Source organism: Bacteroides sp. An279, from assembly GCF_002159615.1.
Lineage (GTDB): Bacteria > Bacteroidota > Bacteroidia > Bacteroidales > Bacteroidaceae > Phocaeicola > Phocaeicola intestinalis.
This window is the reverse complement of the sequence record NZ_NFJA01000139.1, coordinates 1-5,871: the sequence shown is the minus strand read 5'-3', so window position 1 is coordinate 5,871 and position 5,871 is coordinate 1. Positions and strand designations below refer to the sequence as shown.

The 5,871-nt window shown below is 48.3% G+C and carries 3 protein-coding genes; all 3 read left to right on the top strand.

Annotation, left to right across the window (positions count from 1 at the left end; all coding sequences use genetic code 11):
- The first annotated feature begins 380 nt into the window (after positions 1 to 380).
- From B5F78_RS15680 to B5F78_RS15670, 3 genes are read left to right on the top strand one after another with little or no spacing between them, the layout of a single operon-like run.
- Entirely contained in the window at positions 381 to 920 is a 540-nt protein-coding gene (locus B5F78_RS15680) for an NUDIX hydrolase (protein ID WP_087407172.1), read from the top strand.
- Positions 910 to 3,924, top strand: coding sequence for a tetratricopeptide repeat protein (locus B5F78_RS15675; RefSeq protein ID WP_087407171.1), 3,015 nt, complete (start codon positions 910 to 912; stop codon positions 3,922 to 3,924). Before B5F78_RS15680 ends, B5F78_RS15675 begins: the two co-directional genes overlap by 11 nt.
- Positions 3,925 to 3,936: 12 nt before the next feature.
- Positions 3,937 to 5,595 carry a TonB-dependent receptor gene (locus B5F78_RS15670; protein WP_087407170.1) on the top strand — a complete coding sequence of 553 codons (1,659 nt, stop codon included), beginning with the start codon at positions 3,937 to 3,939 and terminating at the stop codon, positions 5,593 to 5,595.
- Positions 5,596 to 5,871 lie beyond the last annotated feature (276 nt).

The following is a 5,871-nucleotide window of genomic DNA, read 5'->3' as shown; positions in this document are numbered from 1 at the left end:
ACGAAGAACAGGAGCGGAAAGGACCAAAAAATCGCCCAAAGCACACACGAAAACGGATACATCAAGCCAAGAAAAACTTTTTGGAGAAATTCAAAACAGCTTCTTAGAGCCTGTTTCAGTTAGCTTCGTGGCCTATAGCAGTTAGTTGGATTGGCTTATGAATATATCTTCGTTTTTCCGGTTGGGTTGATTGTGTCTTGCAAACTTGGGAATTCTCTCTCAGGGCTGGAAATGCCTCAAAAGCTCATTCCCAATCATCGCACGTAAATTCAAAGCAGTTTCTAAAAAAATGAAGAAATGTGGCAAATGTTCGGGAAATGACGGGAGATATACAGCTTTTTCTTTTATCTTTGCCCTTATTATCAAAAAGAATTATGGTTATGCATCCATTAGAGTTATTCAAATATTGTCCGAAATGCGGGTCGCCTCGTTTCGAGATTCGCAATGCAAAGGCAAAGAAGTGTGCCGATTGCGACTTTGTGTATTATTTTAATCCCAGTGCGGCGACGGTTGCCTTTATCTTGAACCGTCGGAATGAATTGTTGGTGTGCCGGCGTGGGAAGGAGCCTGCCAAAGGGACATTGGACCTTTCGGGCGGTTTCCTAGACATGTACGAAACCGGTGAGGAGGGAGTGGCACGCGAAGTGCTCGAAGAAACCGGTTTGAAAGTGACTGAAGCGATTTATCAGTTCTCGTTGCCCAACACGTATCTGTATTCGGGTTTCTTGGTACATACACTCGACCAGTTTTTCTTGTGTCGGGTAGAAGACGATAGCCGTCTGGAAGCAAAGGACGATGTGGCGGATTCGTTTTGGATGCCTCTTGAGAAAGTCAACCCGGGCGATTTCGGACTCGACTCGGTACGGGAGGGAGTAGCTCGTTTTTTAGCCTCACATAAATCGGAAGGATATGAAGAATAGGAAAAAGAAGGTGTGGATGGCAGGAGCCTTGTGTGTGTTGCCGTGGATGGCATTTGCCCAGCAGACCGAACTGCTCACCGGGCCGTCACGCTTGTACGACGAAGCGAAGGAGTTGTTCCTTCGGCACGATTATGCCGCCGCGCGGCAGGCACTGACACATTATTTGCGGCAAGAGCCTCAGACAACTTTTGACGAAGAGGTGGCTTATATGCTGGCTTGTACTTCGTATGAACTTGGCAAACCCGACCGTATCAGCCAGTTGGAGACATACATTGCCCGTTATCCGGATTCACGCTATTTGAATCGTGTGTATGCTTTATTAGGCTCTGCCTGTTTCTTCGACGGGAATTACCGGAAAGCCATTGCTTGTTTCAAGAAGTGCGATATCCATTTGCTTGCCGATTCCGAACGTGATGAATCTTTGATGCGTTTGGGAACGGCTTGCCTGAAAGAGGGGGACTTGAAAGAAGCGGCACTCTGGTTTGCCGTATTGAAAGACGTGAGCAGCGAATATCGCACAGATGCGGTTTACCAACTTGCTTATATCGACTATGCACGGGGGCAATACGATACGGCACTGGAGGGCTTTCGTATTGCCGGAACCAGTGAGAAATATGCTCCTTATACTCCTTATTATATAGCCGACATTTATTTGCAACGGAATGATTATGGAAGGGCTGGGAAAATGGCAGATATGTACCTGGAGGCTTATCCCCGTCACGAATATGCCCGGTTGATGCAACGTGTCAAAGGGGAGGCTTGTTATGGGATGGGACGTTATGCCGAGGCTGTAAAGCCTTTGGAAATATATAGTCAGAGCCAGGAAGGGAAGTACGACAGGAAAGCCTGGTATGAACTGGGTATGAGTTATTACCAGACGGGGGTGTATTCGAAAGCGGTAGAAGCCCTTGGGAAAACAGTCGGCACTGCAGATGCACTGGCACAAAACGCCTATTTACACAGTGGGCTATCGTTTCTTCAATTGAAAGACCGGACGCGTGCCCGTATGGCTTTCGAACAAGCTTCGGCAATGACGTTCAATCGTAATGTGCAGGAACAGGCTTTGTATAATTACGCGCTTTGCATCCACGAGACTTCTTATTCGCCTTTTGCCGAGTCGGTGACGGTGTTCGAGCGGTTCTTGAACGAGTTTCCCAATTCTGTTTATACGGACAAGGTGAACGATTATCTGATAGAAGTGTATATGAACACTCGCAGCTATCAGGCAGCTTTGCAATCCATTGCCAAAATCAGTCATCCGGGTGCCCGCATTCTCGAAGCCAAGCAGAAACTGCTGTTCCGTGTCGGGACACAGGCGTTTGCCCAGGCTGCTTTCGAAAATGCCATCGAATATTTTAGCCGTTCCATTGAGTTGGGACGTTATAACCAGCAGACGCTGGCAGATGCCTATTATTGGCGGGGCGAATCGAAATACCGGATGGAGAATTACGGGCAGGCTGCTGCCGATTACCGGCTTTATCTGGAATACACTCCTGACCGTACGGGTGATGAGTACGCGCTTGCTTTATACAATCTGGGCTATGTCGCTTTCAAACAGAAACAATACGAGCAGGCACTCGGATGGTTTACCCGCTGCTCGCAAGTGCAGGCAAAGGACCGCAAGGTAGCGGCTGACGTGTATAACCGGATGGGAGATTGTAATTTCCATTCCCGGCGTTTCGAAGAGGCGGAAGCTCTTTATGCGCAAGCCTTGGCGACTGACCCCGGTCTGGGTGATTATTCGCTTTTCCAGGAGGCTTTCGTGAAAGGTCTGCAACGGGACTATAGCGGGAAAGTACAAACCCTGAACCGCTTGCTGACCGACTATCCGGCTTCGACGTACATCGATGATGCCTTGTACGAGCAGGGACGGGCTTTCGTGCAGCAAGAGAGTAACGCTGCCGCCATCGAACGTTATCAGGTGTTGCTTCAACGTTTTCCCGACAGTCCTCTTTCGCGCAAAGCTGCCAACGAAATCGGATTGCTCTATTATCAGGAAGACAAGTATCCCGAAGCCATCGCCGCCTACAAGAAAGTGATAGCTGACTATCCGGGAAGCGAGGAGGCACGTTTGGCGCAACGTGACTTGAAATCGATTTATATTGATCTGAATAAGGTGGACGATTACTTGAACTTTGTGGCTACCCTTCCGGGAGGGGGGAACTTCGATGTGAACGAGCGTGATTCGCTCACCTACACTGCTGCCGAACGAGTCTATATGCGTGGCGAGACGGCTGAGGCGAAAGTCAGTTTCACCCGCTATCTCCAGTCGTTTCCACAAGGAGCATTCAGTGTCAATGCAGTGTATTATCTGGGCGTGATAGCTTATGGCGAGAAGAATTATGCCGAAGCGTCCACGTATTTGGATAAGGTACTTGATTACCCCGATAATCCTTTCTCGGGTGAGGCTATGAAACTTTCTGCCGGCATTGCTTTCCAAAACAAGGATTACGGAAAGGCGCTTGGCTTGTACAAGCGGATGGCAGACCGTGTCGTTTCGCAAGAAGAACGGATGGAAGCTTTGCAACACGCGTTGGAATGTGCCCGTTTGAGTGGAGACGCAGAGGAGACTATCGGGATGGCGTCGGTGTTGCTTGCACAGAGCAAGCTGACTCCCGAATTGGCTAACGAAGCTCGCTATGCGCGTGCAAAGGCACGGTTGGGTAAAGGCGAATCCCGTGAGGCTGTGGATGACCTTGCAGAACTGGCTAAAGATACGCGTAACGTTTATGGAGCCGAAGCCAAGTATCTGCTTGCGCAGTTGTATTTTGATGCCGGTGAAACCGAAAAGGCAGAAAAAGAAGTGCTCGGATATATAGAGGTGAGTACGCCTCATACGTATTGGCTGGCCCGAAGCTTTGTGCTCTTATCAGACATTTATGTGAAGATGGGGCGTAATCTGGATGCAAAGCAGTATCTTTTATCTTTGAAACAGAACTATCAGGAGCAAGATGATATCCAGGAGATGATAGAAACCCGTTTGGCACAACTGAATAAAAAATGAGAAGTTAAGGTGATGAAATCAATGATAGCAACAATCGGGCTGAGCTGTCTGTGTATGGCGGCCAATGCCCAACAACACGCTGCTGATTCGGCACTGAATCGCACGGTAGTGGTGGAAAACCAATACAATCCCGAAGTGATGGATGCATTTAAGGTTAATGTCTTGCCCAAAGTGGAAGAGCCGGCTCTTCCCAAACAGCATATCGATTATGCCACTGCGCTCCATCCTTTCTCCAACTGGAATTTTACCCCTTTGCAGGCGATGACCAGTGAGGAGAAGCAGCGTGAAGTACCACGCGGATACTTGCGTGCAAGCTATGGCTCACGCAATAATGTTGATGCACGTTTTTCGTATTTGTGGGATATTTCCCGCCGTGATTTCCTGCATGTGGATGCATCGCTTTATGGAATGAACGGTGATGTGCCTTCTGTTATAACCGAAGCAGACGACTGGAAATCACGTTTCTATCGCACGGATGCTTCGTTGGGGTACCGTCACGATTTCCGTAAGGTTTCTTTGGCATTGGGCGGTTCTTTTGCTTCGCAAGTGTTCAACTATATGCCTGTTTGGGGAATAGAGGATGTTGATTATTCGCTTTCCTCTCATCAACGCTATACGTTGGGTGAAGGGTATCTGCGTGTGGCATCAGTTGAAGGAAAACTTCCAGTGGAATTTTCGTTTCAGACAGGATTACGCAGTTTTAGTCGGGCGTACGACTCGCCATGGATGGGAAGCGGCTCGGAAAACATTTTCCATACCGAAGGTTTCGTGTCGGGCAATATCGATGAAAGGCAGCGTGTCGGCATCGGTTTTGCAATGGATAACCTGATTCACGATGTGGACCAGACCGATTATACCTTGCTTTGCATCAATCCGCATTATACGTTCGGGAGCAAACACATACAGCTTCGTGCAGGGATGCATGTAGATATGCAGTTCGGTCATGACGGCCGGCTGATGCTATCGCCCGATGTGAAATTCGACTTTCTCTTCGCCCGTTCTTATCGCTTCTACCTGCAAGCCACAGGGGGTACACGTCTGAATGATTTCCGCGGCTTGAACGAACAGTCACCCTACTGGATACAGGCTGAGCAGATGCAGACTTCTTACACGCCAGTTGATGTGCAGGCAGGTGTGCAAGGAGCACCCATGCCGGGGTTGGGATTCCGCCTCTTCGGAGGTTATCGTGTGGTGAAGGACGAGATATTCAGGTTGCCGGGTATGTTGGAGGAACCTTATCCCTATGTCTATACGTTTTTGGCACAAGATAAGGCGAAGGTAGGCTATGGTGGTGCATGGCTGGCGTACCAGTATAAGGATTGGCTGGACATTTCGGCACAGGGCACGTATTATGGATGGGACGTGAAGGAAGACAGAGAGGTATTGCTTTATCTCAAGCCGAAATTTGCCTTTGATGCTTCTGTACGTGCAAAATTGTACAAAGACTTGTGGATCAAGGCACATTACCGTTTCGAGCAACGTGCCGACATGAAGGAGATGGAAACAGCCGATGATGTGAACAGTTTGTCATTGGGGGCAGGTTATGCATTCTTCGGCAGGCTGAATGTGTTCGTTTCTCTCAATAATCTGTTGAACCGTACTTATCTTGCTGAAACGGGTTATCCCGTACAGGGCTTTTATGCCACAGCAGGATTGAGCGTGCGCTTCTGATTGGGTTGCGTTATCAATCCAGACAGCTTCCTTTTATGGTTTCCATATCAAAACCGTACGTTCTTGATATGGAAACCGTATGTTTTCGATATGGAAACCGTACGGTTTCCATATGGAGAACGTAAAAGGAAGACAGTTTGAAACAGAAACTGAACCTTTCAATCATAAGAGTTTATGTAATTTAGATTTGTTATATATCGCGCATACGCGTACCTTTGCAACATGAATTACCATGACCATAAAGACAACAGCAAAAGTTTCCGTGCCTTGACGGGA